This is a genomic window from Pseudomonas sp. Irchel 3E20, from assembly GCF_900187645.1.
Taxonomy (GTDB): Bacteria; Pseudomonadota; Gammaproteobacteria; order Pseudomonadales; family Pseudomonadaceae; genus Aquipseudomonas.
The window spans coordinates 440,500-465,635 of record NZ_FYEE01000001.1; the positions used below are offsets into that span (position 1 = coordinate 440,500).

General features: G+C 60.9%; 22 protein-coding genes. 21 read left to right on the top strand and 1 reads right to left on the bottom strand.

Annotation, left to right across the window (positions count from 1 at the left end; all coding sequences use genetic code 11):
• Nucleotides 1-82: 82 nt before the first annotated feature.
• The 21 genes from pyrH (at nucleotide 83) to ispD (ending at nucleotide 24,186) form a co-directional block, all read left to right on the top strand.
• Nucleotides 83-826, top strand: a complete 744-nt coding sequence (pyrH, locus tag CKW13_RS01865) for a UMP kinase (RefSeq protein ID WP_095106401.1) — start codon at nucleotides 83-85, stop codon at nucleotides 824-826.
• Nucleotides 823-1,380 carry a ribosome recycling factor gene (gene frr, locus CKW13_RS01870; protein WP_095106404.1) on the top strand — a complete coding sequence of 186 codons (558 nt, stop codon included), beginning with the start codon at nucleotides 823-825 and terminating at the stop codon, nucleotides 1,378-1,380. The genes pyrH and frr overlap by 4 nt, the downstream gene beginning before the upstream one ends.
• 16 nt (nucleotides 1,381-1,396) lie before the next feature.
• Complete coding sequence (gene uppS / locus CKW13_RS01875) at nucleotides 1,397-2,152, top strand: polyprenyl diphosphate synthase (RefSeq protein WP_095106406.1); 756 nt, start codon at nucleotides 1,397-1,399, stop codon at nucleotides 2,150-2,152.
• Nucleotides 2,152-2,958, top strand: coding sequence for a phosphatidate cytidylyltransferase (locus tag CKW13_RS01880; RefSeq protein WP_095106408.1), 807 nt, complete (start codon nucleotides 2,152-2,154; stop codon nucleotides 2,956-2,958). Before uppS ends, CKW13_RS01880 begins: the two co-directional genes overlap by 1 nt.
• Nucleotides 2,955-4,145, top strand: coding sequence for a 1-deoxy-D-xylulose-5-phosphate reductoisomerase (gene ispC, locus CKW13_RS01885; RefSeq protein WP_095106410.1), 1,191 nt, complete (start codon nucleotides 2,955-2,957; stop codon nucleotides 4,143-4,145). The genes CKW13_RS01880 and ispC overlap by 4 nt, the downstream gene beginning before the upstream one ends.
• 45 nt (nucleotides 4,146-4,190) lie before the next feature.
• Nucleotides 4,191-5,543: a sigma E protease regulator RseP gene (gene rseP, locus CKW13_RS01890; protein ID WP_095106412.1), complete on the top strand. Its 1,353-nt coding sequence runs from the start codon at nucleotides 4,191-4,193 to the stop codon at nucleotides 5,541-5,543.
• Between the two features lie 74 nt (nucleotides 5,544-5,617).
• On the top strand, nucleotides 5,618-7,966 hold the full coding sequence (gene bamA, locus CKW13_RS01895) for an outer membrane protein assembly factor BamA (protein WP_095106414.1): 2,349 nt from the start codon (nucleotides 5,618-5,620) through the stop codon (nucleotides 7,964-7,966).
• A gap of 45 nt (nucleotides 7,967-8,011) precedes the next feature.
• Complete coding sequence (locus CKW13_RS01900; protein ID WP_019692093.1) at nucleotides 8,012-8,515, top strand: OmpH family outer membrane protein; 504 nt, start codon at nucleotides 8,012-8,014, stop codon at nucleotides 8,513-8,515.
• 3 nt (nucleotides 8,516-8,518) lie between these two features.
• Nucleotides 8,519-9,574 carry a UDP-3-O-(3-hydroxymyristoyl)glucosamine N-acyltransferase gene (lpxD, locus tag CKW13_RS01905; protein ID WP_095106416.1) on the top strand — a complete coding sequence of 352 codons (1,056 nt, stop codon included), beginning with the start codon at nucleotides 8,519-8,521 and terminating at the stop codon, nucleotides 9,572-9,574.
• 111 nt (nucleotides 9,575-9,685) lie between these two features.
• Nucleotides 9,686-10,126 carry a 3-hydroxyacyl-ACP dehydratase FabZ gene (fabZ, locus tag CKW13_RS01910; protein ID WP_095106418.1) on the top strand — a complete coding sequence of 147 codons (441 nt, stop codon included), beginning with the start codon at nucleotides 9,686-9,688 and terminating at the stop codon, nucleotides 10,124-10,126.
• Nucleotides 10,123-10,899, top strand: coding sequence for an acyl-ACP--UDP-N-acetylglucosamine O-acyltransferase (gene lpxA / locus CKW13_RS01915; protein WP_095106420.1), 777 nt, complete (start codon nucleotides 10,123-10,125; stop codon nucleotides 10,897-10,899). Before fabZ ends, lpxA begins: the two co-directional genes overlap by 4 nt.
• Before the next feature lie 2 nt (nucleotides 10,900-10,901).
• Complete coding sequence (lpxB, locus tag CKW13_RS01920) at nucleotides 10,902-12,032, top strand: lipid-A-disaccharide synthase (protein ID WP_095106422.1); 1,131 nt, start codon at nucleotides 10,902-10,904, stop codon at nucleotides 12,030-12,032.
• Nucleotides 12,029-12,667, top strand: a complete 639-nt coding sequence (rnhB, locus tag CKW13_RS01925) for a ribonuclease HII (protein WP_176465025.1) — start codon at nucleotides 12,029-12,031, stop codon at nucleotides 12,665-12,667. The genes lpxB and rnhB overlap by 4 nt, the downstream gene beginning before the upstream one ends.
• A 77-nt stretch (nucleotides 12,668-12,744) precedes the next feature.
• Entirely contained in the window at nucleotides 12,745-16,266 is a 3,522-nt protein-coding gene (dnaE, locus tag CKW13_RS01930; protein WP_095106423.1) for a DNA polymerase III subunit alpha, read from the top strand.
• A gap of 140 nt (nucleotides 16,267-16,406) precedes the next feature.
• The gene (locus CKW13_RS01935) at nucleotides 16,407-17,354 is read left to right on the top strand and encodes an acetyl-CoA carboxylase carboxyltransferase subunit alpha (RefSeq protein ID WP_095106425.1); all 948 of its coding nucleotides are present in this window, start codon (nucleotides 16,407-16,409) and stop codon (nucleotides 17,352-17,354) included.
• A gap of 148 nt (nucleotides 17,355-17,502) precedes the next feature.
• Complete coding sequence (gene tilS, locus CKW13_RS01940) at nucleotides 17,503-18,813, top strand: tRNA lysidine(34) synthetase TilS (protein WP_095107020.1); 1,311 nt, start codon at nucleotides 17,503-17,505, stop codon at nucleotides 18,811-18,813.
• A gap of 292 nt (nucleotides 18,814-19,105) precedes the next feature.
• Nucleotides 19,106-20,737, top strand: a complete 1,632-nt coding sequence (locus CKW13_RS01945) for a CTP synthase (protein ID WP_095106427.1) — start codon at nucleotides 19,106-19,108, stop codon at nucleotides 20,735-20,737.
• Nucleotides 20,738-20,742: 5 nt separating this feature from the next.
• Entirely contained in the window at nucleotides 20,743-21,588 is an 846-nt protein-coding gene (gene kdsA, locus CKW13_RS01950) for a 3-deoxy-8-phosphooctulonate synthase (protein WP_095106429.1), read from the top strand.
• Nucleotides 21,589-21,740: 152 nt separating this feature from the next.
• Nucleotides 21,741-23,030 (top strand): phosphopyruvate hydratase, encoded by a 1,290-nt coding sequence (gene eno, locus CKW13_RS01955; RefSeq protein WP_095106431.1) that lies wholly within the window; start codon nucleotides 21,741-21,743, stop codon nucleotides 23,028-23,030.
• Between the two features lie 173 nt (nucleotides 23,031-23,203).
• Nucleotides 23,204-23,482: a cell division protein FtsB gene (ftsB, locus tag CKW13_RS01960; protein WP_095106432.1), complete on the top strand. Its 279-nt coding sequence runs from the start codon at nucleotides 23,204-23,206 to the stop codon at nucleotides 23,480-23,482.
• Nucleotides 23,479-24,186, top strand: coding sequence for a 2-C-methyl-D-erythritol 4-phosphate cytidylyltransferase (gene ispD / locus CKW13_RS01965; RefSeq protein ID WP_095106433.1), 708 nt, complete (start codon nucleotides 23,479-23,481; stop codon nucleotides 24,184-24,186). The genes ftsB and ispD overlap by 4 nt, the downstream gene beginning before the upstream one ends.
• Nucleotides 24,187-24,189: 3 nt before the next feature.
• On the opposite strand, the gene CKW13_RS01970 is transcribed toward ispD, so the two are convergent.
• On the bottom strand, nucleotides 24,190-25,086 hold the full coding sequence (locus CKW13_RS01970; RefSeq protein ID WP_095106435.1) for a LysR substrate-binding domain-containing protein: 897 nt from the start codon (nucleotides 25,084-25,086) through the stop codon (nucleotides 24,190-24,192).
• Nucleotides 25,087-25,136: the final 50 nt, after the last annotated feature.

Sequence of the window (25,136 nt, forward strand, 5' to 3'; positions counted from 1 at the left end):
TGATAGCGTCGAGCTAGAAGTAAGCGCAGGCTGCAAACAGCTTGCAAAGAATTTTTAAAATACGCCGCAGGAGAGATTCGCAATGGCTCAGCAGGGCAGTGGTTATCAGGCTCGCTATAAACGCATTCTACTCAAGCTTAGCGGCGAGGCCCTGATGGGCTCGGAAGAGTTCGGGATCGACCCTAAGGTCCTGGATCGCATGGCGCTGGAAGTCGGCCAACTGGTCGGCATCGGTGTCCAGGTCGGTCTGGTGATCGGTGGCGGCAACCTGTTCCGCGGCGCGGCATTGAGCGCTGCCGGCATGGATCGCGTGACAGGCGACCACATGGGCATGCTGGCCACTGTGATGAACGCCCTGGCCATGCGCGATGCGCTGGAACGCGCCAATATCTCCGCCATCGTGATGTCTGCGATCTCCATGGTCGGGGTGACTGACCATTACGACCGCCGCAAAGCCATGCGCCACCTCAATGCCAAGGAAGTGGTGATTTTTGCCGCTGGTACGGGTAATCCGTTCTTCACCACGGATTCGGCCGCCTGCCTGCGCGCGATTGAAATCGACGCCGATGTGGTGCTCAAGGCCACCAAGGTGGACGGGGTGTACACTGCTGACCCATTCAAAGACCCGCATGCCGAGAAGTTCGATCATCTGACCTATGATGAAGTGCTGGATCGCAAGCTGGGTGTGATGGATCTGACAGCTATTTGCCTGTGCCGCGACCATAAAATGCCGCTGCGCGTATTTAACATGAACAAGCCCGGCGCCCTGCTGAACATCGTGCATGGCGGCGCTGAAGGGACGCTGATCGAGGAAAGCCAGCAATGATTAACGACATCAAGAAAGACGCCCAAGCGCGTATGCAGAAATCCCTGGAGTCTCTGAGCCACGCATTCGGCCAGATTCGTACCGGTAAGGCACACCCCAGCATTCTCGGTAGCGTGATGGTGCCTTATTACGGCGCCGACACCCCTTTGAGCAGCGTCGCCAACGTCACTGTGAAAGACTCGCGCACCCTGCAGGTCGTGGCTTTCGAGCGCAACATGCTCGCTGCGGTCGATAAGGCTATCCAGAGTGCCGGCCTGAACCTCAACCCGACCAACCTGGGTGAGTTGCTGCTGATCTCGATGCCTGCCCTGACCGAAGAAACCCGCAAGGGCTTCACCAAGCAGGCGCGCAGCGCTGCCGAAGACGCTCGTGTGGCTGTGCGCAACATCCGTCGTGATGCGTTGGGTGAGCTGAAGAAGCTGGTTAAGGACAAGGAAATCAGCGAGGACGAAGAGCGCCGTGCTGCCGCTGATATCCAGAAGCTGACCGACAAGGCCGAGGCTGAAATCGACGCGGCTACCAAGCAAAAAGAAGCTGACCTGATGGCCGTATAAGGGTCTGGGCGTTTTCATGGAAAAGACCAAGCAAGCGGTTCTGTCCTCTGTGCCGCGGCATGTCGCGATCATCATGGATGGCAATAACCGTTGGGCCAAGAAACGCTTCATGCCCGGTGTTGCCGGGCATAAGGCGGGCGTGGACGCGGTGCGCGCCGTTATAGAGGTGTGCGCCGAAGCCAAGGTCGAAGTGCTGACGCTGTTCGCATTCTCCAGCGAGAACTGGCAGCGCCCGGCCGACGAAGTCAGTGCCTTGATGGACCTGTTCTTCAAGGCACTGCGCCGCGAGGCTAAGCGCCTGAATGACAACAACATCAGTTTGCGCATCATCGGTGACCGCTCGCGTTTCAATCCGCAATTGCAGGCGGCGATGCGTGAGGCCGAGGCGCTGACTGCCGGCAGCAACCGTTTTGTGCTGCAAATCGCGGCCAATTACGGTGGGCAGTGGGATATCGCCCAGGCTGCCCAGCGTTTGGCGCGGGAAGTCCAGGCCGGGCACTTGCAACCTGAGGACATCACGCCCGAGTTGCTGCAAACCTGTCTGGCCACCGGCGACCTGCCATTGCCGGACTTGTGCATCCGTACCGGCGGCGAACACCGCATCAGCAACTTCTTGCTGTGGCAGTTGGCTTACGCCGAGTTGTATTTCTCCGACCTGTTCTGGCCGGACTTCAAACACGATGCCATGCGTACCGCGCTGGCCGATTTCGCTTCCCGCCAGCGCCGTTTCGGTAAAACGAGCGAGCAGGTCGAAGCTGGAGCCCGGGTTTAATGCTTAAACAACGAATCATTACTGCACTGATCCTGCTGCCGATCGCCTTGTGCGGGTTTTTCCTGCTCGAAGGGGCGGGTTTCGCCTTGTTCATCGCTCTGGTGGTGACCCTGGGGGCCTGGGAGTGGGCGCGGCTGGCCGGCTTTGCTGCCCAGCCCCAGCGCGTTGCCTTCGCGGTGCTGGTCGCTGCGGCGTTGTTCCTTATGCACACCTTTCCGGGGCTGGCGCCTTGGGTGCTCGGCGCCGCGGTGTTGTGGTGGGTGGTGGCGACGTTCCTGGTGCTGACTTACCCGCGCACTGCGCCGCTGTGGTCCAGCGCAGCCTGCAAGCTCTTGATCGGCCTGCTGATCCTGCTGCCAGCCTGGCAAGGCCTGGTTCTGATTAAGCAGTACCCGCTGGGTAACTGGCTCATCATGGCTGTGATGGTGCTGGTCTGGGGGGCGGATATCGGTGCCTATTTTTCCGGTCGGGCCTTCGGCAAGCGCAAGCTCGCGCCACAGGTCAGCCCGGGCAAGAGCTGGGAAGGGGTCTATGGCGGTTTGCTGCTGAGCCTGCTGATTACGCTGGCGGTTGGCGTCGTTCGCGAATGGGGCGTTGCCCAGATGCTGTCCGGCCTGATCGGCGCGGCGGTGGTGGTGCTGATTTCCGTGGTGGGCGACCTGACCGAAAGCATGTTCAAGCGCCAGGCCGGGATCAAGGACAGCAGCAACCTACTGCCGGGCCATGGCGGTGTGTTGGATCGTATCGATAGCCTGACCGCAGCTGTTCCGGTATTCGCCGTGCTGCTGTGGATGGCGGCTTCGTGAGTCGGGTCCAGCAGGTCACCGTGCTCGGGGCGACTGGCTCCATCGGTCTGAGCACGCTGGATGTGATTGCCCGCCACCCGGATCGTTATCAGGTGTTTGCCTTGAGCGGTTTCAGCCGCCTCAAGGAGTTGTTCGCACTGTGCGTGCGCCATACGCCGCGTTTCGCGGTGGTGCCGCAGGCAGCCATCGCCCGGGACTTGCAGGATGAGTTACGAGCCGCGGGCTTGCGTACTGAAGTGCTGGTGGGCGAAGAGGGCTTGTGCCAAGTTGCGGCCGATCCTGAGGTCGATGCCGTGATGGCTGCGATCGTTGGTGCGGCAGGCTTACGCCCGACCCTGGCGGCCGTGCATGCCGGCAAGAAAATCTTGCTGGCCAATAAAGAAGCGCTAGTGATGTCCGGCGCCCTGTTTATGCAAGCCGTGCGCAAGAGTGGTTCGTTGCTGTTGCCGGTGGATAGTGAGCACAACGCGATTTTTCAGTGCATGCCCGGCGATTTTGCCAGGGGCCTGGGGCAGGTCGGCGTGCGGCGGATTCTGTTGACCGCCTCCGGCGGCCCGTTCCTACACACGCCCCTGTCGGAGCTTGAGCACGTTTCGCCGGAACAGGCCTGTGCCCATCCGAACTGGTCCATGGGCCGCAAGATCTCGGTGGATTCGGCCAGCATGATGAACAAGGGCCTGGAGTTGATCGAGGCCTGCTGGCTGTTTGATGCAAAGCCGGCCCAGGTCGAAGTAGTCATTCATCCTCAAAGCGTGATCCATTCGCTGGTGGACTACATAGACGGTTCGGTGCTGGCGCAGTTGGGTAACCCGGACATGCGCACGCCCATCGCCAATGCCTTGTCGTGGCCGCAGCGCATTGACTCCGGCGTGGCGCCGCTGGACCTGTTCGCTATCGCGCGCCTGGACTTCCAGGCCCCGGATGAGCAGCGTTTTCCTTGCCTGCGCCTGGCGCGTCAAGCAGCAGAGGCGGGCGCGAGTGCGCCGGCGACCCTGAATGCGGCCAACGAAGTGGCAGTGGCAGCGTTTCTCGAGGGGCGCATCCGTTACCCGGAGATCGCGAGTATCATCGAGGAAGTTTTGAATCGTGAGCCTGTGGTGGCGGTCGATGAGCTCGACGCGGTGTTCTCGGCGGATGCCCGGGCGCGCGAGTTGACCGGGCAGTGGCTCAAGCGCCACGGGCGGTAGCATGAGGCTGCGAGTCTGGGCGGGTCAGGAATGCGGAGAAGGTAAATGAGCGCGCTCTATATGATTGTCGGCACCCTGGTTGCGCTGGGCGTGCTGGTCACTTTCCATGAATTCGGTCACTTCTGGGTCGCGCGTCGCTGTGGCGTGAAGGTTCTGCGTTTTTCCGTGGGTTTCGGCATGCCGCTGGTGCGCTGGCACGACCGCCATGGCACGGAATTCGTGATCGCCGCCATCCCGTTGGGTGGCTACGTCAAGATGCTCGATGAGCGCGAAGGCGAGGTGCCGGCCGAACAGCTGGATCAATCCTTCAATCGCAAGACCGTCCGCCAGCGTATCGCCATCGTGGCCGCCGGGCCGATTGCCAACTTCATGCTGGCCCTGGTGTTCTTCTGGGTGTTGGCGATGCTCGGCAGCGAGCAGGTGCGGCCGGTCATTGGTGCCGTAGAGGCGGGCAGTATCGCCGCCAAGGCTGGCCTGGGAGCTGGGCAGGAAATCGTCGCCATCGATGGCGAGCCGACTTCCGGTTGGGCTGCCGTTAATCTGCAACTGGTGCGGCGCCTGGGTGAAAGCGGCTCCCTGCAATTGCTGGTGCGCGAGCCGGGCGCCTCCGCTGATTCGCCCCGTGAGCTGGTGCTGGATAGCTGGCTCAAGGGGGCCGACGAGCCGGATCCGATCCGCTCACTGGGCATTCGTCCGTGGCGGCCGGCGTTGCCGCCGGTGCTGGCGGAACTGGACCCCAAAGGTCCGGCCCAGGCTGCTGGCCTGAAAACCGGTGATCGTCTGTTGGCGGTCGATGGCCAGGCGCTGAATGAATGGCAGCAGGTGGTGGACTGGGTACGCGTGCGCCCTGCAACCGCAATCATTCTGCAAGTCGAGCGTGACGGGGCACGGATCGATGTGCCGGTTACCTTGGCCAGTCGTGGTGATGGGAAAGCTGCCAGTGGCTACTTGGGGGCTGGCGTCAAAGGTATCGACTGGCCGCCGGAAATGATCCGCGAGGTCAGTTTCGGCCCGCTGGAGGCCATTGGCGAGGGCGCGCGACGCACCTGGACCATGAGTGTGCTGACCCTGGATTCACTCAAGAAAATGTTGTTCGGCGAGCTCTCGGTAAAAAACTTGAGTGGACCGATAACCATTGCTAAAGTGGCGGGCGCTTCTGCCCAGTCGGGCGTTGCTGATTTCCTGAATTTCCTGGCTTATCTGAGTATTAGCCTTGGAGTTCTCAATTTGTTGCCCATCCCTGTACTGGATGGGGGGCATTTGTTGTTTTATCTGATCGAGTGGGTGCGTGGTCGCCCCTTGTCGGATCGGGTGCAGGGTTGGGGGATACAGATCGGTATCAGTTTGGTGGTCGGGGTGATGTTGCTTGCCCTGGTCAACGATCTGGGTCGGCTGTAGCGCTTCGCCGAATTGCGAATCTGCCGCATTTTGCGGCAGTTTGTTTATTGCCAGTTGGAATAAGAAAGGACTTCATGAAACGTCTGCTGCTAACTGCGGTTCTCTCCGTATTGATGATCGCCGAAGTTCACGCCGAGTCCTTCACTATCTCCGATATTCGCGTCAATGGCCTCCAGCGGGTCTCCGCGGGTAGCGTCTTTGGTGCCTTGCCGTTGAACGTCGGTGAACAGGCTGACGATCGTCGCCTGGTGGAATCCACTCGTGCGCTGTTCAAAACCGGTTTCTTTCAAGACATCCAACTGGGGCGTGACGGCAATGTCCTCGTCATCACGGTCGTCGAGCGTCCTTCTGTCGCCAGCATCGAGATCGATGGCAACAAGGCGATCTCCACCGAAGACCTGATGAAAGGCCTCAAGCAGTCGGGCCTGGCCGAAGGCGAGATTTTCCAGCGTGCCACCCTCGAAGGTGTGCGTAACGAGCTGCAGCGCCAATACGTCGCCCAGGGTCGTTACTCGGCTACGGTCGACACCGAAGTGGTGCCGCAGCCGCGTAACCGCGTCGGCCTCAAGGTCAACATCAACGAAGGTACGGTTGCGGCGATCCAGCACATCAACGTGGTGGGCAACACTGTTTTCCCGGCCGACGACTTGATCGACCTGTTCGAGCTGAAAACCACCAACTGGTTGTCCTTCTTCAAGAACGACGATAAGTACGCTCGTGAAAAGCTGTCCGGTGACTTGGAACGGCTGCGTTCCTACTACTTGGACCGTGGCTATATCAACATGGATATCGCCTCCACCCAGGTGTCGATCACGCCGGACAAAAAACACGTCTACATCACCGTCAACGTCAACGAAGGCGAGAAGTACAGCGTTCGTGAGGTCAAGCTCAGCGGTGATCTGAAAGTCCCTGAAGAGCAGGTCAAGGCATTGCTGCTGGTGCAACAGGGCCAGGTGTTCTCGCGCAAGTTGATGACCACCACCTCCGAACTCATTACCCGCCGCCTCGGTAACGAAGGCTATACCTTCGCCAACGTCAACGGCGTGCCGCAGCCCCACGACGAAGATCACACGGTTGATATCACTTTCGTGGTCGATCCGGGCAAGCGTGCCTACGTCAACCGCATCAACTTCCGTGGCAACACCAAGTCCGAAGACGAAGTGCTGCGTCGCGAAATGCGTCAGATGGAAGGTGGCTGGGCTTCGACCTACCTGATCGACCAGTCCAAGACCCGTCTGGAGCGTCTGGGCTTCTTCAAGGAAGTGAACGTCGAGACACCGGCCGTGCCGGGTGTGGATGACCAAGTCGACGTCAACTACAGCGTTGAAGAACAAGCCTCCGGCTCGATCACCGCCAGCGTGGGTTTTGCCCAGAGCGCCGGTCTGATCCTCGGCGGCTCGATCACCCAGAACAACTTCCTGGGTACGGGTAACAAGGTCAGCGTCGGCCTGACCCGCAGCGAATACCAGAGCCGCTATAACTTCGGCTATGTGGACCCCTACTGGACTGCCGACGGCGTCAGCCTGGGCTACAACGCCTTCTATCGCACCACTGACTACGACGAACTCGATGTCGATCTGGCCAGTTACGCCGTGGACAGCCTGGGTGCGGGCGTCAGCGTCGGCTACCCGATCAGCGAGACTTCCCGCTTGACCTTCGGCCTCACAGCTCAGCAGGACAAGATCAACACGGGCACCTACACCGTCGACGAGATCAATGATTTCGTGGCCAAAGAAGGTGATAACTACCTGAACTTCAAAGCTTCGGCCGGTTGGTCCGAGTCAACCCTGAACAAAGGCGTGCTGGCCACCCGTGGTCATTCCCAGAGCGTAGTGTTGGAGGCCACCACCCCGGGCAGCGACCTGGCGTTCTTCAAGCTTGATTATCGCGGCCAGTTGTTCCAGCCGTTGAGCGATAACTACACCATGCGCCTGCACACCGAACTGGGTTACGGTGACGGCTATGGCGACACCGACGGCTTGCCGTTCTATGAGAACTACTATGCCGGTGGCTTCAACTCGGTACGTGGCTTCAAGGACAGCACCCTTGGTCCGCGCAGCACTCCGAACAAGAAGGACCCGGACCAGGACCCACTGCCGTTCGGTGGCAACGTCCTGATTCAAGGTGGCGTGGAAGTTCTGTTCCCGCTGCCATTCATCAAGGATCAGCGTTCGTTGCGGACCTCGGTCTTCTGGGATGTGGGTAATGTCTTCGACACCAACTGCAATACCGGCAAGACGACTAAAGGCAAAAAAGTTGAATGCAACGACATCGGTCTTGATGGTCTGGCCAGTTCCGTCGGTATTGGCGTGACCTGGATTACCGCACTCGGCCCGTTGAGCTTTGCGCTGGCGATGCCGATCAAGGAACCGGATGAGGCTGAGACCCAGGTGTTCCAATTCTCCCTTGGCCAGACTTTCTAAGAGTCTGACCCTAGATAACGACAATGGATTTTGTAGGAGTGCATCGTGCGTAAGTTGACTCAATTGGTTCTCCTGGCGACTGTCCTGGTAGCGACCCCGGCATTTGCCGAAATGAAAATCGCGGTACTGAACTACCAAATGGCCTTGCTGGAGTCCGATGCGGCGAAGAAGTACGCCGTGGATGCCGAGAAAAAGTTCGGCCCGCAGTTGACCAAGCTCAAGACTCTGGAAAGCAGCGCCAAGGGCATCCAGGATCGCCTGGTCAGCGGTGGCGACAAAATGGCCCAGGGCGAGCGTGAACGTCTCGAGCTGGAATTCAAGCAAAAGGCCCGCGACTTCCAGTTCCAATCCAAGGAGCTGAACGAAGCCAAAGCCGTTGCCGACCGTGAAATGCTCAAGCAACTCAAGCCAAAGCTCGACAGCGCCGTGGAAGAAGTCATCAAGAAAGGTGCCTTTGACCTGGTCTTCGAGCGGGGTGCAGTGATTGATGTCAAACCTCAGTACGACATCACTCGCCAAGTTATCGAGCGTATGAATCAGCTGAAGTAATCCATGATCGCGACTAAAAAACTCGGCCAGTTGGCCGAGTTCCTTGGCGCCACCCTGCGTGGCGACCCGGAGAAAGAAATCACTGGGCTGGCCACTTTGCAAGAGGCCGGCCCAGCTCAGTTGAGCTTCCTGGCAAACCCCCAGTATCGCAAGTACCTGGGTGATAGCCACGCGGCTGCGGTGCTGTTGAAGGCCGCGGATGCCGAAGGCTATGCCGGCGACGCGCTGGTGGTGCCCGACCCTTACGCGGCGTACGCACGGGTCTCCCATCTGTTCGACCCCAAACCCGTGGCACAGGCCGGTATCCACCCGACAGCGGTGGTGGCCGAGGACGCTGTGGTCGATCCGCTGGCGAGCATCGGCCCGTTTGCCGTGATCGAGAGCGGTGCGCACATTGCGGCCGGTGTCACCGTGGGCGCCCATTGCTTTATCGGCGCTCGCTCGCAGATCGGCGAGGGCGGTTGGCTGGCCCCGCGGGTCACGCTCTACCACGACGTGCGCATCGGCAAACGTGTGGTGATCCAGTCCGGGGCCGTGCTGGGTGGCGAGGGCTTCGGCTTTGCCAATGAGAAGGGTGTCTGGCAGAAGATCGCGCAAGTGGGCGGTGTATTGATCGGCGATGACGTCGAGATCGGCGTCAATACCGCCATTGACCGCGGTGCATTGGCCGATACAGTTCTTGGCAACGGCGTGAAACTGGACAACCAGATCCAGATTGCCCACAACGTGCAGGTCGGTGACCACACGGCCATGGCTGCGTGCGTGGGGATCTCGGGCAGCACCAAGATCGGCAAGCATTGCATGCTCGCCGGTGGCGTTGGCCTGGTGGGGCATATCGATATCTGCGACAACGTGTTCCTGACCGGCATGACCATGGTCACCCACTCCATTACCGAGCCGGGTGCCTACTCCTCCGGCACGGCAATGCAGCCCGCGGCCGAATGGCGCAAAAGCGCGGCCCGCATTCGGCAACTCGATGACATTGCGCGGCGTTTGCGCCAACTGGAAAAGCGTGTAGGGGACGTGACCCCCGGCGGTATTGCTTCATCTGATGGCTGATACCCTTTCCATATCAAGTGTGCACGGCCGCTAGACTGCCTCCTTGATTTGCTACTTGAGGAGTGCGCGTTGTCGCGTGCTCCCAATCTTTACTACAGGCTTCCCCCCGAAATGATGGACATCAACGAGATTCGCGAATACCTGCCTCACCGTTACCCGTTCCTGCTGGTGGATCGGGTGGTGGACTTGGATGTTGAGGGCAAGCGCATTCGTGCCTACAAGAATGTCAGCATCAACGAACCCTTCTTCAATGGCCACTTTCCAGCCCACCCCATCATGCCGGGTGTGCTGATTATCGAGGCCATGGCGCAGGCCGCGGGTATCCTGGGCTTCAAGATCATGGGCGTGAAGCCGGCGGATGGCACCCTGTACTACTTCGTCGGCTCCGACAAACTGCGTTTCCGCCAGCCTGTGTTGCCGGGTGACCAGTTGATCCTCGAAGCCAAGTTCATCAGTTGCAAGCGTCAGATCTGGAAGTTCGAGTGCCAGGCCACGGTGGACGGCAAGCCGGTCTGCTCCGCTGAAATCATCTGTGCGGAACGCAAGCTATGAGTTTGATTGACCCTCGCGCAATCATCGATCCGTCGGCCGTACTGGCCGACGATGTCGAGGTCGGCCCCTGGTCGATCATCGGTGCCGGTGTGGAAATCGGCGAGGGGACGGTGATCGGGCCGCACGTGATTCTCAAGGGCCCGACCCGGATCGGCCGGCACAATCGTATCTACCAGTTCTCCTCGGTAGGCGAAGACACCCCCGATCTCAAATACAAAGGCGAGGAAACCCGCCTGGTCATCGGTGACCACAATGTCATCCGCGAAGGCGTGACCATTCACCGCGGCACCGTGCAGGACCGCAGCGAAACCACCCTGGGCGACCACAACCTGATAATGGCCTATGCCCATATCGGTCACGACAGCGTGATCGGTAACCATTGCATCCTGGTCAACAACACCGCACTGGCCGGCCATGTTCACGTCGAAGACTGGGCGATCCTCTCCGGTTTCACCCTGGTGCACCAGTATTGCCACATCGGCGCCCACAGCTTTTCCGGGATGGGCACGGCCATTGGCAAGGACGTACCGGCCTATGTGACCGTATTTGGCAACCCCGCCGAAGCACGCAGCATGAATTTTGAAGGCATGCGCCGTCGCGGCTTCAGCGACGAGGTGATCCACGCCCTGCGTCGCGCCTATAAAACCGTTTATCGCCAAGGCCTGACGGTTGACCAGGCATTGGCGCAATTGGCCGAACCCTCGGCGCAGTTCCCCGAAGTCGCGGTATTCCGTGACTCGATCCAGTCCTCGTCCCGCGGCATTACCCGATAACCATGACGACTTTGCGTATTGCGTTGGTGGCGGGTGAGGCATCCGGGGACATCCTGGGCGCAGGTTTGATGCGTTCGCTCAAGGCCCGCCACCCCGATGTGGAATTCATCGGCGTCGGCGGCCCGCTGATGGAAGCTGAGGGCCTGGTGTCCTATTTTCCGATGGAGCGCTTGGCGGTCATGGGCTTGGTGGAAGTGCTCGGGCGCTTGCGCGAGCTGCTGGCACGGCGCAAGAAGCTCATCGCGACCCTGATCGCCGAGAAGCCGGATGCGTTCATCGGCATCGACGCCCCGGACTTCACTCTCAATATCGAACTCAAGCTGCGCCAGGCCGGGATCAAGACCGTGCACTACGTCAGCCCGTCGGTCTGGGCGTGGCGGCAGAAGCGCGTGCTGAAGATCCGCGAAGGCTGCGACCTGATGCTCACGCTGTTCCCGTTCGAGGCCCGGTTCTACGAAGACAAGGGTGTGCCGGTGCGGTTTGTCGGGCACTCCCTGGCCGATGCCATTCCACTGGAGGCCGACCGCATTGCGGCCCGCGAAGAACTGGGGCTACCTGATGGCCCTCTAGTGGCGTTGATGCCAGGCAGTCGTGGCAGTGAAGTCGGGCGCCTGGGGGCGTTGTTTCTCGATGCTGCCCAACGCTTGCGTGCGTTGCGTCCTGGCGTGCGGTTTGTCATGCCCTGCGCCAGCCCGGAGCGCCGTGCGCAACTGGAAGAGCTGCTCGCCGGCCGCGACCTGCCACTGACCCTGCTCAACGGCCGTTCCCACCAGGCCTTGGCTGCGTGCGATGCGGTGTTGATCGCCTCTGGCACTGCGACCCTTGAAGCCTTGTTATACAAGCGGCCGATGGTAGTGGCCTATCGCTTAGCGCCGTTGACGTTCTGGATTCTCAAGCGCATGGTCAAAAGCCCCTACATTTCGTTGCCCAACCTGCTGGCCCAGCGTTTGCTGGTGCCCGAGTTGCTGCAGGACGAGGCCACTGCCGACGCCTTGGCCCTGACCCTGGCGCCCCTGATCGACGGGGGTGAGGAACAAACCCGCGGTTTCGACGAAATTCACCGCACCTTGCGCCGCGACGCCTCTAATCAAGCGGCGGACGCGGTGCTGAACCTGATCGGCAAATCCGTATGAGCAGCCTCAAGCAAATGGGCCTGGATTTCACTCTGGTTGCCGATGCTCAGGACTTGGTGGCCGGTGTCGATGAAGTGGGCCGCGGCCCGTTGTGCGGCGCGGTGGTCACGGCGGCAGTGATCCTCGATCCCAATCGCCCGATCATCGGCCTCAATGATTCGAAGAAACTCACCGAGGCCCGGCGCGAAAAGCTCTACGACGAAATTTGCGAAAAAGCCCTGAGCTGGTGCATCGCCCGGGCGGAAGTCGAGGAAATCGACGAGCTCAACATCCTGCACGCCACCATGTTGGCCATGCAGCGCGCGGTGCAGGGCCTGAGCATTCAGCCGAAGTTGGCGATGATCGACGGTAATCGCTGCCCGAAGTTGGCGATGTCGGCCGAAGCGGTGGTCAAAGGTGATAGCAAGGTGCCAGCGATCGCCGCCGCCTCGATCCTGGCCAAAGTCAGCCGTGACCGGGAAATGGCCGCCATGGAACTGATCTACCCCGGCTACGGCATCGGCGGGCATAAGGGTTATCCCACCCCAGTGCACCTCGAAGCCCTGGCGCGCTTGGGCCCCACCCCGATTCACCGGCGCTCTTTCGCACCGGTGCGCCTGGCCTACGAGGCGCTGGACGCCAAGACCAGGGTTTAGCCAACAGGCTGATGTTTTACTCAGGGCCCGGTACAATCCGGGCCTTGTTGTCTTTACGCTTTCTGGACAGGATCACTATGCCGGCTTCATTCGTTCACCTGCGCCTGCACACTGAATACTCCCTGGTCGATGGTCTGGTGCGGATCAAACCGCTGGTTAAGACCCTCGTCGGTATGAACATGCCGGCCGTGGCGGTCACCGACCAGAACAACATGTGTTCCCTGGTCAAATTCTACAAAGCCGCCATGGGGGCGGGCATCAAGCCGATCTGCGGCGCTGACCTGTGGCTGTCGAACAAAGACCCGGACAATGCCCTGAGCCGCATCAGCCTGCTGGCGATGAACGCGGTTGGCTATCGCAACCTCACCGAACTGATTTCCCGTGGCTTCATTGATGGCCAGCGCAATGGCTCGATCATCATCGAGCGCGAATGGGTCGCCGAGGCCAGTGAAGGCCTGATTATGTTGTCAGCGGCCAAGGAGGGTGAGATCGGCCTGGCCCTGTTGGGCGGCAACCCGGACGAGGCCGAGGTCCTGGCACGGGACTGGATGGCGGTGTTCCCGCAGCGCTTCTACCTGGAAGTGCAGCGCACCAACCGGCCCAACGACGAAGAGCACCTGCACGCGGCCGTAGCCCTGGCCGAGAAGCTTGGCGCGCCGCTGGTGGCAACCAACGATGTGCGCTTCATCAAGCCCGAAGACTTCGAAGCCCACGAAACCCGCGTGTGCATTGGCGAGGGCCGCGCCCTTGACGACCCGCGTCGCTCCAAGAACTACAGCGACCAGCAGTACCTCAAGAGCGCCGCGCAAATGGCCGAGCTGTTCAGCGACTTGCCTGAGGCGCTGGAAAACAGCGTGGAGATCGCCAAGCGCTGCAACATCGAAGTGAAACTGGGTAAGCACTTTCTGCCCAACTTCCCGATCCCCGATGGCATGACCATCGACGAATACTTTCGCAAAGTGTCCTTCGATGGCCTTGAGGAGCGCCTCAGCGTCCTGCTGCCCCGGGACACCACTGAGGATTACGAGGCCAAGCGCCAGGTCTATGTCGACCGTTTGAATTTCGAGCTGGATATCATCATCCAGATGGGCTTCCCCGGTTACTTCCTGATCGTGATGGACTTCATCCAGTGGGCTAAGAGCAACGGCGTCCCGGTAGGCCCGGGGCGGGGTTCGGGTGCAGGGTCGCTGGTGGCCTATGTGCAGAAGATCACCGACCTCGACCCGCTGGAATATGACCTGCTGTTTGAACGGTTCCTTAACCCGGAACGGGTTTCGATGCCCGACTTCGACGTCGACTTCTGCATGGACGGGCGCGACCGGGTCATTGAATACGTGGCCGAAAAGTACGGCCGCAACGCGGTCAGTCAGATCATCACCTTCGGTTCCATGGCGGCCAAGGCTGTAATCCGCGACGTGGCGCGGGTGCAGGGCAAGTCCTATGGCCTGGCGGACAAGCTGTCGAAGATGATCCCCTTCGAAGTCGGCATGACCCTGGAAAAAGCCTACGAACAGGAAGAAATCCTGCGCGACTTCATCAAGGTCGATGAAGAGGCCGCAGAAATCTGGGCCATGGCCCGCAAGCTCGAAGGCGTGGTGCGTAACGTCGGCAAGCACGCCGGTGGCGTGGTGATCGCACCGACCAAGTTGACTGACTTTTCGCCCATTTACTGCGACGAAGAAGGCGATGGCCTGGTAACCCAGTTCGACAAGGACGACGTGGAGGCGGCCGGCCTAGTGAAGTTCGACTTCCTTGGCCTGCGGACCCTGACGATCATCGACTGGGCGCTCAAGACCATCAACCGCGACCGCGCCAAGGTCAATGAAGCGCCGTTGGACATCGCGTTCATCCCGCTGGACGACAAGCCCACCTACAGCCTGCTGCAAAAAGCCGAAACCACGGCGGTGTTCCAGCTTGAGTCGCGTGGCATGAAAGAGCTGATTAAAAAGCTCAAGCCCGACTGCCTGGAAGACTTGATCGCCCTGGTGGCGCTGTTCCGCCCCGGCCCGCTGCAATCGGGCATGGTGGACGACTTCATCAACCGTAAGCACGGGCGCGCCGAGTTGGCGTATCCCCACTGCGACTACCAGTACGAGGGCCTCAAGCCCGTATTGGCGCCGACCTACGGCATCATCCTGTACCAGGAACAGGTGATGCAGATTGCCCAGGTCATGGCCGGCTACACCCTTGGTGGCGCGGACATGCTGCGCCGGGCCATGGGTAAGAAGAAACCCGAAGAGATGGCCAAGCAACGCGGTGGCTTCATCGAAGGTTGCGCAACCAACAATATTGACGCGGACCTGGCGGGGAACATCTTCGATCTGGTGGAGAAATTCGCCGGTTACGGCTTCAACAAGTCCCACTCCGCCGCCTATGGCCTGGTGTCGTACCAGACCGCTTGGCTCAAGGCGCACTACCCGGCGCCGTTCATGGCGGCGGTGTTGTCGGCGGATATGCACAACACCGACAAGGTTGTCACCTTGATCGAAGAAGTTCGCACCATGAAGCTGCGTCTCGACGCACCGGATGTGAACGCCTCGGAATTCAAATTCACCGTTAATGACGAAGGCCGGATCATCTACGGGCTCGGTGCCATCAAGGGTGTCGGCGAAGGCCCGGTGGAGGCCATCACCGAAGCGCGCCAGGACGGGCCGTTCAAGGACTTGTTCGATTTCTGCGCCCGGGTCGACCTCAAGCGCATCAACAAACGCACCCTGGACGGCTTGATCCGCAGCGGCGCCCTAGACCGCCTCGGCCCGCACTTCTTCGATGAAACCAAGGCCTACCAGGCCAATATCGACCGTAACCGGGCTGTGCTGCTGGCGGCCATGGAAGAAGCCATCAAGGCTGCCGAACAGACCGCGCGCACCCATGACAGCGGCCATGCCGACCTGTTCGGCGGCTTGTTCGTCGAGGCGGACGCGGATGTCTACGCCAACCACCGCAAGGCCAAGGAACTGACCCTCAAGGAACGCCTCAAAGGTGAGAAAGACACCCTGGGCCTGTACCTGACCGGCCACCCGATCGACGAATACGAAGGGGAAATCCGCCGCTTCGCCCGTCAGCGCATCATCGACCTGAAACCGGCGCGCGACACCCAAACGGTCGCCGGGATGATTATTGCCTTGCGAGTAATGAAGAACAAAAAGGGCGACAAGATGGGCTTCATCACCCTCGATGACCGCTCCGGGCGCATCGAAGCGTCGCTGTTTGCCGAGGCATTCCATTCGGCGCAATCGTTGTTGCAGACCGACGCGATGGTGGTGGTCGAAGGCGAGGTCAGCAACGACGACTTCTCCGGTGGCTTGCGCCTGCGGGTCAAGCGCGTGATGAGCATGGAAGACGCACGCACGAACCTGGCCGAGAGCCTGCGCCTGAAGGTGCAGGCCGACGCCCTCAAGGGCGACCAATTGCGGGTGCTGGGCGACTTGCTCAAGCGCCATCGCGGTGCCTGCCCGATCACCCTGGAATACAGCGGCCCCGATGCCAAGGCGCTGCTACAGTTCGGCGAAACCTGGCGAATCGACCCGGCGGACAGCTTGATTCAAGCCTTGCGTGACCAGTTCGGGCGAGACAACGTCTTCCTCCAATACCGTTGATGGCCTGGTGCCCCGCGTGGGCGCCGGTCCTGACCTGAATTTTTAATCTCGACCTGAACGCGCCTCTCCCTTAAGGTAGGGCGCGAATAGACAACCGGCCGGCCCAAGCTCTCTTGGACGTCGACCCAAGACGGACGCCTATGAACCCGAATTTTCTAGATTTCGAACAGCCAATCGCCGACCTGCAAGCCAAGATCGAAGAGTTGCGCTTGGTCGGTAACGACAATTCGCTGAATATCGGCGATGAGATCTCCCGCCTGCAGGCCAAGAGCAGCACCCTGACCGAAGACATCTTCGGCAAGCTGACCAGTTGGCAGATCGCGCGCCTGGCGCGTCACCCGCGGCGCCCGTACACCCTGGACTACATCGAGCACATTTTCACCGAGTTCGACGAACTGCACGGTGACCGTCATTTCTCCGACGATGCGGCCATTGTCGGCGGCGTTGCCCGACTCGAAGACCAACCGGTGATGATTATCGGCCACCAGAAAGGGCGTGAAGTCCGGGAAAAGGTACGCCGTAACTTCGGCATGCCGCGCCCCGAAGGCTACCGCAAGGCCTGCCGCCTGATGGAAATGGCCGAGCGTTTCAAAATGCCGATCCTGACCTTCATCGACACCCCGGGCGCGTACCCGGGCATCGACGCCGAAGAGCGCAACCAGAGCGAAGCGATTGCCTGGAACCTGCGCGTCATGGCGCGCCTGAAAACCCCGATCATCGCCACCGTGATCGGTGAAGGTGGCTCCGGCGGCGCTCTGGCGATTGGCGTGTGTGACCAACTGAATATGCTGCAGTACTCCACCTACGCGGTGATCTCACCGGAAGGCTGTGCGTCGATCCTGTGGAAAACCGCCGAAAAAGCTCCGGACGCCGCCGAAGCCATGGGCATCACCGCCGAGCGCCTGAAGGGTCTGGGCATTGTCGATAAGGTGATTGGCGAGCCTTTGGGCGGCGCCCACCGTGACCCGGCTACCGCCGCTGCATCGATTCGCGCCGAGCTGAGTTCGCAGTTAGCGATGCTGAAAAAGTTCGATAACGATGCATTGTTGGCCCGTCGCTATGAGCGTTTGATGAGCTACGGTCTCTGACCTGACCCAGCGACACCCCTGTGGGAGCGGGCTTTCCCGCGAAGGCGTCGGCACAACCAACATTAATGTTGGAGGCCATGGACTCTTCGCGGGCAAGCGGAGCGCCGTCCGGCCCGTTCCGACATTGGATTTGGGCGAAGTGATCGAAATGAATCAGTCAGCCATGGATCTACCCGCCAAACTGCTGCTGAACCTGGCCCCTTGGCGCACGGCCCCGATCTGGCACGTCGCCTTCTCCGGGGGGCTCGATTCCACCGTCCTGCTGCACCTTCTTGCCCAATTGGCGCACACCCATTCCCTGCCCAGGCTGACGGCCATCCATGTGCATCATGGCCTGCAATCGGTGGCGGATGCGTGGCCGCCACATTGCCAGGCTGTTTGCGACGCCCTTGGCGTGCCATTGCGGGTGATCCACGTGCAGGTGAAGGCCGGGGCGAGCCTTGAGCGAGCGGCTCGTGAGGCCCGCTATGCTGCCTTCGCTCAAAGCCTGGGGAGCAACGAGGTGCTGTTCACCGCCCAGCACCGTGACGATCAGGCCGAAACCTTGCTGTTTCGCCTGTTGCGCGGTGCTGGGGTCAGAGGCCTGTCGGCGATGCCGCCGCAGCGTGCGCTGGGGCAAGGGCAGTTGCTGCGCCCGCTGCTGGACGTGTCGCGGGCCGAGTTGGCGGCCTATGCCCGCGAGCATGGCTTGTGCTGGATTGACGACCCGTCCAACCAGGATCAGCAGTTTTCCCGCAACTATCTGCGACAGGAAATCTTTCCTGCATTGCTCCAGCGCTGGCCACAAGCCGTGGCCACCATGGCCCGCAGCGCCGCCCATGTGCAGGAAGCCCAAGGCTTGCTCGATGAATTGGCGCTGATGGATTTGCAAACGGCCCGCGCGGCCTGCGCGTTCGATTGGCTGGGGCTGCCTTCGCTGGAAATGGCGGCGTTTATCGGGCTGTCCCCGGCCCGGCAACGCAATGCCCTGAGCCATTGGCTGGCGCCCATGACCCGGTTGCCGGACAGCGATCACTGGGCGGGATGGGAGAGCCTGCGCGACGCCGCGCCAGGTCGGCATCCACGCTGGCGGCTGGCGGACGGCGAGTTGCAGCGCGCGGGCGGGCGCCTGTGGTGGCTGGCCGGTGCCTGGCTGCGCGAACCGGTTGGCGACCTGGGCTGGGCCGATCCGCGCCAAGCTTTGGCGTTGCCGGATAACGGCTGCCTCGCATTGACCGGCACGGCGCCCGACGGGCGGCTGCGGGTGCGTTATCGCCAGGGCGGCGAAGTGATGGCGGTGGTGGGGCGCGGCCATCGCGATCTCAAGCGTTTGCTCAACGAACGGGGTGTGCCAGGCTTTGCCCGTGGCCGATTGCCGCTGCTGTACAGAGGCGGCGAACTGCTGGCGGTGGGCGGCGTCCCGGGCCTGGATGGCGCTGCCGATGGCCCGTGGCAATTGCGGTGGCAGCCTCCTGCCTGAGATCAAGGTTTGAGCTGGAAGGGGCTTTCCGGTAGACTACGCTCCCTTCTTGATACAACTTCTGTGGATTCGCCTGAATTGCAGCAGTTGCCGATTACCAAGCAGTCTTTGCTGGGCGATTCCAAAAAATGTGTAGCGAACAACGTACCGGTGGTTTCACTTCCGGTCTGTCCCAACGCGGCGGTTTTTTTGAAAGATGCACTGTAATTAATGCAGGTGATCGGGGGCTTCGGCCTTCCTTCGCTTTCCCCGGCGGCTCGGACCGCTTTAACGCAGACTTCTAGGGTTTTTCATGACGCGCTACATATTCGTCACGGGCGGTGTTGTTTCTTCATTGGGGAAAGGCATCGCATCGGCTTCATTGGCGGCCATCCTGGAGGCGCGGGGACTTAAGGTCACCATGCTCAAACTGGACCCGTACATCAACGTTGACCCGGGCACCATGAGCCCGTTCCAGCACGGTGAAGTGTTCGTCACCCACGACGGCGCCGAGACCGACCTGGACCTGGGCCACTACGAGCGGTTCATTCGCACGACCATGACCCAGGACAACAACTTCACCACCGGCCGGGTTTACGAACACGTGCTGCGCATGGAGCGCCGTGGTGCCTACCTGGGCGCCACCATCCAGGTGATCCCGCACATCACCGATGAAATCAAGCGCCGCATTATCAAGGGTGCCGGCAATGCCGACGTGGCCTTGGTCGAGATCGGCGGCACCGTGGGCGACATCGAATCCCAGCCGTTCCTGGAAGCGATCCGCCAGTTGCGTTTTGAAGTCGGCGCCAAGCGCGCGATGCTGATGCACCTGACCCTGGTGCCGTACATCGCCACCGCTGGCGAGACCAAGACCAAGCCGACCCAGCACTCGGTCAAGGAATTGCGCTCCATCGGCCTGCAGCCGGACGTACTGGTCTGCCGCTCCGACCACCCGATCGATATCTCCTCGCGTCGCAAAATCGCCCAGTTCACCAACGTCGAAGAACGTGCGGTGATTGCCCTGGAAGACGCCGACACCATCTACAAGATCCCGGGCATCCTGCATTCCCAGGGCCTGGACGATTTCGTCGTCGAGCGCTTTGGCCTGCAATGCGAAGGCGCGGATCTGTCCGAGTGGGAGAAAGTGGTCGACGCCAAGCTCAACCCGGAACACGAAGTCACCATCGCGATGGTCGGCAAGTACATGGAGCTGCTGGATGCTTATAAGTCGCTGATCGAAGCGATGAGCCATGCTGGCATCACCAACCGCACCAAGGTCAACCTGCGCTACATCGATTCCGAAGACATCGAGAACCAGGGCACCGCGCTGCTCGAAGGCGTGGACGCGATCCTGGTACCCGGCGGCTTTGGCCTGCGTGGCGTGGAAGGCAAGATCACCGCCGTGCAATTCGCCCGCGAAAACAAGGTGCCCTACCTGGGTATCTGCCTGGGCATGCAAGTGGCGGTCATCGAGTTCGCCCGTAACGTTCTGGGCTGGAAGGACGCCAACTCCACCGAGTTCGACCACACCAGCGCTCACCCGGTCGTGGGCCTGATTACCGAGTGGGAAGATGCCACCGGTGTCGTCGAGACCCGTACTGAATCCTCCGACCTGGGCGGCACCATGCGCCTGGGCGCTCAGGACTGCCAGCTCGTCGCTGGCTCCCTGGTACACGATTGCTATGCCAAGGACGTGATCGTCGAACGCCATCGCCATCGTTATGAAGTCAACAACAAGCTGCTGCCAAGCCTGATCGAGGCCGGCCTGAAAATCTCCGGTCGCTCCGGTGATGGCGCGCTGGTGGAAGTGGTCGAAGCGCCGGATCATCCGTGGTTTGTCGCATGCCAGTTCCACCCCGAGTTCACCTCGACGCCCCGTGACGGTCACCCGTTGTTCAGCGGTTTCGTCAAGGCCGCGTTGGCTCAACACCAGAAGAAGGCGTGATCCCCATGGCACAGAAAATCATCCGTGTCGGCGACATCGAAATCGCCAACGACAAGCCAATGGTGCTGTTCGGCGGCATGAACGTGCTGGAAAGCCGCGACATGGCCATGCAGGTGTGCGAAGAGTATGTGAAGGTTACCCAGAAACTGGGTATTCCTTACGTGTTCAAGGCCAGCTTCGACAAGGCCAACCGTTCGTCCGTGACCTCCTACCGTGGCCCAGGCCTGGAAGAAGGCATGCGGATTTTCCAGGACATCAAGCAAGCCTTCGGCGTGCCGATCATCACTGACGTGCACGAGCCCGCGCAGGCTGCCGTGGTGGCCGAGGTCTGCGACATCATCCAGTTGCCGGCCTTCCTGTCCCGCCAGACCGACCTGGTGGTGGCCATGGCCAAGACCGGCGCGGTCATCAACATCAAGAAAGCCCAGTTCCTCGCGCCCCAGGAAATGAAGCACATCCTGAGCAAGTGCGTGGAAGCGGGTAACGACCAGTTGATCCTCTGCGAGCGTGGTTCGAGCTTCGGCTACAACAACCTGGTGGTGGACATGCTCGGCTTCGGCATCATGAAGCAGTTCGAGTACCCGGTTTTCTTCGATGTGACCCACGCGCTGCAAATGCCTGGCGGTCGCTCCGATTCAGCGGGCGGTCGCCGCGCCCAGGTCACCGACCTGGCCAAGGCAGGTATGAGCCAAGCCCTGGCCGGCCTGTTCCTGGAAGCCCACCCCGACCCGGACAACGCCAAGTGCGACGGCCCTTGCGCCCTGCGTCTGGACAAGCTGGAGCCGTTCCTGGCCCAGCTCAAGGCCCTGGACGAACTGGTGAAGAGTTTTCCGACGGTAGAAACCGCGTAAAGCTGATTTCTCCGGTAAAGTACCGCACGTTTTTATGACTCAGGCCCTCGGGCCTGAGTTTTGTTGTCTGCCGGGCTGCCCCGCGTACCGCGCAGACGACTCAGGTTTCCTTCAGCTGCGTCGTTTTCGTCAACTTTGGAGTGTTTACAACAATGGCAAAAATCGTCGACATCAAAGGTCGTGAAGTTCTCGACTCCCGTGGCAATCCCACTGTGGAAGCCGACGTGCTTCTCGACAACGGCATCATCGGCAGCGCCTGCGCGCCGTCCGGTGCTTCCACCGGCTCCCGTGAAGCACTGGAGTTGCGTGATGGCGACAAGAGCCGTTACCTGGGCAAGGGTGTACTCAAGGCCGTAGCCAACATCAACGGCCCGATCCGTGAGCTGCTGCTGGGCAAGGACCCGGTTGACCAGAAAGGCCTGGATCACGCGATGATCGCCCTGGATGCCACTGAGAACAAAGGCTCCCTGGGTGCCAACGCGATCCTCGCCGTGTCCCTGGCTGCGGCCAAGGCGGCAGCCCAGGACCAGGACCTGCCGCTGTACGCCCACATCGCCAACCTCAACGGCACGCCGGGTGTGTACTCGATGCCGGTGCCGATGATGAACATCATCAACGGCGGCGAACATGCCGACAACAACGTCGATATCCAGGAATTCATGGTGCAGCCTGTCGGCGCCAAGACGTTCTCCGATGGCCTGCGCATGGGCACCGAGATCTTCCATCACCTCAAGGCTGTCCTCAAGGCTCGCGGCCTGAGCACTGCGGTGGGTGACGAAGGTGGTTTCGCGCCGAACCTGGCGTCCAACGAAGATGCCCTCAAGGTCATCTCCGAAGCCGTGGCCAATGCGGGCTACACCCTGGGCACCGACGTGACCCTGGCTCTGGACTGCGCGGCCAGCGAGTTCTTTGAAGACGGCAAGTACAACTTGTCCGGCGAAGGCCAGGTGTTCACCGCTGAAGGTTTTGCCGATTACCTCAAGGGCCTGACCGAACGCTACCCGATCATCTCCATCGAAGATGGCCTGGATGAGTCCGACTGGGCTGGCTGGAAAATTCTTACCGACAAGATCGGCGAGAAAACCCAATTGGTGGGCGATGACCTGTTCGTGACCAACACCAAGATCCTCAAGGAAGGCATTGATAAGAAGATCGCCAACTCGATCCTTATCAAGTTCAACCAGATCGGCACCCTGACCGAAACCCTGGAAGCCATCCAGATGGCCAAGGCTGCTGGCTACACCGCCGTGATCTCGCACCGCTCCGGCGAAACCGAAGACTCGACCATTGCCGACCTGGCGGTCGGGACTGCGGCTGGCCAGATCAAGACCGGCTCGCTGTGCCGTTCCGATCGTGTCTCCAAGTACAACCAATTGCTGCGTATCGAAGAGCAACTGGGCGCCAAGGCCAAGTACAACGGCCGTGGTGAGTTTCGCGGTTAAGCACTAAATGGTAAAAAAGACACCGGATTGTGTCGGAAAAGTCGTGCGATCGACGGTTTTGCCACTAATCTGATGTCTTATTGGTACGGGCCTGGTTCTTCCAGGCTTCGTGCTATTAGTTGATCCGAAGTTGTTGGCGTGGCTGTCTTTTTTCACTGGAAACCCGATATTCGATGCGCAGTCCCAATTGGTTGTTCCTTGTCTTGCTCTTGTTGCTGGCCGGCTTGCAGTACCGCCTATGGGTGGGCAATGGCAGCCTGGCGCAAGTGGCCGACTTGACCCAGCAAATTGCTGACCAGCACGCCGAGAACGAAGGGTTGCTGGAGCGTAACCGAGTGATGGACGCGGAAGTCACCGAGTTGAAAAAAGGCATGGAGACCGTTGAAGAACGGGCTCGCCATGAGTTGGGAATGGTCAAGGAGGGCGAAACCCTCTACCAGTTGGCCCAATGATTCCTGTCTTGCCGGCCTTCTGGGCTGTGATTCCTGCCGCGGGCGTCGGTGCCCGTATGGCCGCGGACCGCCCCAAGCAGTATCTGGCCTTGGGCACACGCACAATTCTTGAACACAGCCTCGGCTGTTTCCTCGATCACCCGTCCCTCAAAGGCCTGGTGGTCAGCCTCGCGCTGGACGATCCCTATTGGCCGAACCTGGCATGCGCGAGCGATACGCGGATCCAGCGGGTCGAGGGCGGCGATGAACGTTCCGGCTCGGTCCTCAATGCTTTATTGCATCTGCACGCCCAGGGCGCGGGCGATGATGACTGGGTGCTCGTGCACGACGCCGCGCGGCCGAACCTGGCCCGGGATGACCTCGACCATTTGCTCAGCGAATTGGCCGACGACCCGGTGGGCGGCTTGCTGGCGGTGCCGGCCCGCGACACCCTCAAACGCGTCGATGCCCAGGGGCGGGTGCTGGGAACCGTGGATCGCAGCCAGATCTGGCAGGCCTACACCCCGCAGATGTTCCGCCTCGGCGCCTTGCACCGGGCCTTGGCCGACAGCCTGGTGGCGGATGCCGTGGTCACCGACGAAGCCTCGGCCATGGAGTGGGCGGGCCTGGCGCCACGCCTGATCGAGGGCCGTTCGGACAATATCAAGGTCACCCGCCCGGAAGACCTGGAGTGGCTGCGCCTGCGCTGGGCCACCCGTACATAAGCTTCAACCGCGATATTCCGGCCTCAGGGCCAAGCCTTCCTTCAAGAACTCCACCAGTTTGCGCACCTTGGGCGACAAGTGCCGTTGCTGCGGGTAGAGCGCCCAAACGGCGGTGTTGGGCGGCTGATGGGCGTCGAGCAGGGCAACCAAGCGGCCGCTGTGCAAGTGCTCCAGCACGTAGTAATCCGGCAATTGGCAGAGCCCGACGCCTTGCAGCGCCGCATCCAGCACCGCTTGCCCACTGTTGCATCGCCAGTTTCCCTGGACCCGTTGGGAAAATTCCCGGCCATCCTGCTGTAAAAGCCACAGGTCGGAGCTACCGATCAGACAGTTGTGGCGGCTCAATTCCGACAGGCTATGGGGCCGGCCGTAACGCTCCAAGTAGGAAGGCGAGGCGCACAGGTACATGCGCCGGGGCGCCAAGCGCGTAGCCACCAGCCGCGAGTCTTGCAAGCGGCCCAGGCGAATCGCCAGGTCCAGGCCTTCATGCACCAGGTCCAGGGGGCGGTTGCTCAACTCGATATCCACCCGCAACTGCGGGTAGAGGCCCATGAAGGTGGTCACCAGCGGCACGATAAAACGCTCGCCGTAAGCTACCGCGCAGGTCATGCGCAACATGCCCTTGGGTTCACTGGTCAGGTCGCCCACGGCGCGCAAGGCTTCTTCGCGACCGTCCTGCAGGCGTTGGCAGTGCTGCAGGAACGTCTGGCCGGCCTCGGTCAGGGTCACGCGACGGGTGCTGCGGTAGAGGAGTTTTGTCTGAAGGCGCTCCTCAAGGCGTGCGACTTGTCGGCTGATATGGGAGGACGAAACCCCAAGACGCTCGGCGGCTGCGGTGAACTGGCTGCATTCGGCCACGGCGACGAATTCGTCTATGCCTTCCCAGCGGTTCTCGGTCATGGCGGCTTCCTTGATTATCCCTGTGTAGCAATAATGTTTTGCTTTTGGTT